Source organism: Trueperaceae bacterium, from assembly GCA_031581195.1.
Taxonomy (GTDB): domain Bacteria; phylum Deinococcota; class Deinococci; order Deinococcales; family Trueperaceae; genus SLSQ01.
The window spans coordinates 1-3419 of sequence record JAVLCF010000165.1 but is presented as its reverse complement, the minus strand read 5'-3'; the positions used below and the strand labels follow the sequence as shown (position 1 = coordinate 3419).

The window sequence follows — 3419 nt, the reverse complement described above, 5'->3', positions numbered from 1 at the left end:
GATCTGGCCGGGGTGCGCGGCCAGGTGGCGGGCGCGGGTGATGAACGCCACCTCGATCCCGGCGTCGCCCACCAGCAACGGCACCAGGATCGCTGCGGCGCGATGCCCGTCCGGAAGCGGCGTCCCCCCCGCGGCGACGCCCTGCAGGGCGCCGCGCAGCCCGTCGAGCTCCGCCACCCTCACGACGCCCCCCTCACGACCCCGCCGCCGCACCGGCGCCGCCCGCACCGTCGTGGCGGGCGGCCCGCTCGCGGAGGGCGTCGCGCAGCAACACCTCCGGATCGACGCCGCGCCGGCTCGCGCGGATCGCGAGCGCCAGCAACGCCCCCGCGAGGGTGGCGTCGTCGTCCGCGCCGGCGCCGGCCCGCGCCACGGCGTCGTCGTCCGGCGCCCACCCGAGGGCGTCGGCGAGGCCGGCGCCGCGCGCGAGGGCGGGGAGGCTCGCCGGGACGGCGTCGAGGGGATCGCGGGGGGCGCCGCCGCGCTCCTCGGCCTTCACCCGCGCCCACGTCGCCTCGACGTCCGCGGCGTCGGTCGCGCGTTCGTCCCCGAACACGTGCGGGTGGCGCCGCACCAACTTCGCGACGAGGGCGTCCAGAATGGCGTCGGCGTCGAACCGGCCGGACTCCTCCCCGAGCACGGCGTGGAAGCCGACGTGCAGCAGCACGTCCCCGAGCTCCTCGACGACGGCGGCGTCGTCGCCGCTCCCGAGGGCGTCGACCGCTTCGGCGGCCTCCTCGAGCAGCTGCGGCCGGAGGCTGTCGTGCGTCTGCGCCCGGTCCCACGGGCACCCGTCGGGGGCCCGAAGGGCGCGCAGGACGTCCAGAAGCCGCTCCATGGCGGGGAGCCTACCAGCCGCCGGCGGCGTCCACGGTCCGCACCCACGCCCAGTGCCGGCCGGTCGAACCGCCCTCGCGCCGGTGCGAGAAGAACCGTTCGGCGTCCGCCAACGTGTCCCACGGGCCGACCGCGACCCGGTCCGGTCGGACGCCGGCCCGCGCCAGCGCGGCGCGGGTCGCCGCCTCCAGCGACACCTCGAACCGGCCGGCGGCGCGCGGGTCGGGCCGCGCGACGGCGTCGGGGAAGCCGGCGTCGGCGTAGGCGGCGACGACCTCCGGCCCGACCTGGTAGCCGGGGCGGTCGGCCGCCCACGCGCCGGCGCCGGCGTGCGGCCCGACGGCGGCGTGCAGCGCCTCCGGACCGACCCCGCTGCGCGCGGCGAGGGCGGCGACGGCGGCGTCCACGACGCCGGCGACGAGCCCCCGCCAGCCGGCGTGGACGGCGGCGACCGCCCGCGCATCGGGCGTCGAGAGCAGCACCGGGACGCAGTCGGCGACCGTCACGACCACCGTCCAGCCGGGGCGCGTGGCGACCAGGGCGTCGCCCTCACGCACGCCGTCCGCGGCGTCGGCGGCGTCCAGCACCGTGGCGCCGTGCACCTGCCGCGCGTGCGCGGTGCGCGCCGGGTCGGCCTCGGCCGCCCGGAGCGCCCGCCGGCGGTTCTCCGCCACGACGTCCGCGTCGTCCCCGACGTGCGTCCCGAGGTTCAGGGTGGCGTACCGACCGACGCCGACGCCGCCCGCGCGGGTGGTGAAGCCGTGCGGGGCGGGGAACGCCGGGAGGCGCAGCGGCGCGAGGGCGTCGGGCGGCGCGGCGGGCACCTCAGTAGTGCCGCGCGACGACCTGCAGGCCGGCGTCGCGCTCGAGCCAGGCGGTGACCGCGTGCACCGCACCGCGCACGGCGGGCGTGATCAACGGATCGCCGAACGACCCGATGCGGGCGATGAAGCCGTCGTCGCCGCGCGCCTGCACCTCGACGAGGAGCTGTTGCGTGAGGTCGGGCTCGTCGACGGTGACGCGCACGAGCAGGCGCCGGTCGCCGCGATCGCCGGCGAGGCTGCGCGCCACCTCGTGCAGCACCACGTGACCGCCCTCGTACGGCACGACGGTCTTCTCGAACGGGGGGGCGTCGGGCAGGGAGCCGGTGAACAACGCGTGCGGCATCGTGGGGGGCCTTTCCGGGACGGGAACGTCGGGCGCGGGGGCGTCGGTGCGCACGAAGGCGCGGTAGTGCAGCGGTTTGCCCTGCTCGCGCCACTTCAGGGCGTACTTCGTTTCGAACGTCGCGGGGGGCGGATCGCGGGGGACGGCGTCGAACAGGCCCGACGCGGCCGCCTCCGCCTCGGCGAAGGCGAGGTAGTCGGGGTGGTCGGTCGCGAGGCGCACCTCGCCGCCGTCGGCGAGGCGCGCCGCGAACAGGGCGAACACGTCGCGCCGCAACAGGCGCTTCTCCTCGTGCCGTCCCTTCGGCCAGGGGTCGGGGAAGTTCACGGTGACGCTCGCCAGGCTGCCCGGCGCGAACGCCCGGCGGACCACGACCTGCGCGGGGCCCTTGAGGAGCCGGACGTTGTCGAGCCCCTCGCGCCGCAGCTTCGCGAGGGCGCGACGGACGCTGACGCCGGACGTCTCGATCCCGACGAAGTCCGCCTCCGGCGCGTCCAGCGCCCGCCGGACGGTGAAGCGCCCGTCCCCGAAGCCCACCTCGAGGTGCAGCGGGGCGCGGCGCCCGAACCAGGTGGCCCACGGGGCCGGGAACGGCGCGCGCCGCCAGGCGACGAGGGGGCGGGCGCCGGCGTCGGGGTCGACGCGGGGCGCGAGGGGGGGTGGGGCGTCGGCGGGCATGGCGTCCCCGAACCTACCCCAGGGAGGCCGGCGGGGGCCGTCGGCGACGCGCCCCGGTGCGCCGGAGCGGGCTCGGGGAGCGGTCGGGGCGGCGCGAAGGCCTCTGGTAGCATGCGCGGGTGCCGGAACGCCTCGCGCGCAGCCTGCTCCGGGAGACGTCGGGCCTGTTCGGGGTCGGGCTCGCGGGCGTGACGTTGCTGTTGTCGATCGACCTCCTGAGCGTCCTGGCGCGCTTCCTCGTCGAGCAGGAGGCCGGGCTCGGGGCGATCCTCCGGCTGGTGTGGGCGAAGGTCCCCTGGTTCCTGCATCTGGGCCTCCCCGTCGCCGCGACGTTCGCGGTCCTCACCGCCGGCGGGCGCATGGCCCGCGATTCGGAGTTGAAGGCGGCGCAGGCGGGCGGCGTCGCCCCGCGCGCCCTGATCGCGCCGCTCGTGGCGTGGGGCGTCGTCGTGAGCGGCGTGGCGATCGTCGTGAACGGCGTGTGGGAACCGCGGGCGGAACGCACCTACCAAGCGATCATCGACGACTTCCTGTACGGTCGCCCGCCGGCGGCGTCCGACCGCGACGTGTCGTTCCTGGTGGAGGGCACGATCTTCCACGCCGCCCGGGTCCGCGCCGACCGCGACGACCCGCGCGTCGCGCGGCTCGAGGGGGTCCTCGTCCGCCGGCCGGACGGCACGGTCCTGACCGCCGGGAGCGGCACGTGGGCGTCGCGCGACGCCACGTGGCGGTTGAGC

At 78.0% G+C, this 3419-nt stretch carries 5 protein-coding genes; 1 reads left to right on the top strand and 4 read right to left on the bottom strand.

Annotated elements, in window-relative coordinates; genetic code table 11:
- From RI554_10930 to trmB, 4 genes are all read right to left on the bottom strand, one after another.
- On the bottom strand, window positions 1–183 hold a 183-nt coding region (locus tag RI554_10930; GenBank protein MDR9392526.1), incomplete at its 3' end, for a hypothetical protein.
- A 10-nt stretch (window positions 184–193) separates the two neighbouring features.
- Window positions 194–838 carry a MazG nucleotide pyrophosphohydrolase domain-containing protein gene (locus tag RI554_10925; GenBank protein ID MDR9392525.1) on the bottom strand — a complete coding sequence of 215 codons (645 nt, stop codon included), beginning with the start codon at window positions 836–838 and terminating at the stop codon, window positions 194–196.
- 10 nt (window positions 839–848) lie between these two features.
- Complete coding sequence (locus RI554_10920; GenBank protein ID MDR9392524.1) at window positions 849–1661, bottom strand: polyphenol oxidase family protein; 813 nt, start codon at window positions 1659–1661, stop codon at window positions 849–851.
- 1 nt (window position 1662) lies between these two features.
- Window positions 1663–2682: a tRNA (guanosine(46)-N7)-methyltransferase TrmB gene (gene trmB, locus RI554_10915; GenBank protein ID MDR9392523.1), complete on the bottom strand. Its 1020-nt coding sequence runs from the start codon at window positions 2680–2682 to the stop codon at window positions 1663–1665.
- Window positions 2683–2801: 119 nt separating this feature from the next.
- On the opposite strand from trmB, the gene RI554_10910 reads away from it, so the two are divergent.
- Window positions 2802–3419: LptF/LptG family permease (locus RI554_10910; protein MDR9392522.1), on the top strand; the 618-nt coding region annotated here is incomplete at its 3' end.

Excerpts from the sequence above, each read along its gene's own strand:
- RI554_10925 (MDR9392525.1), bottom strand. The coding sequence starts at position 838 with ATGGAGCGGCTTCTGGACGTCCTGCGCGCCCTTCGGGCCCCCGACGGG.
- trmB (MDR9392523.1), bottom strand. The coding sequence starts at position 2,682 with ATGCCCGCCGACGCCCCACCCCCCCTCGCGCCCCGCGTCGACCCCGAC.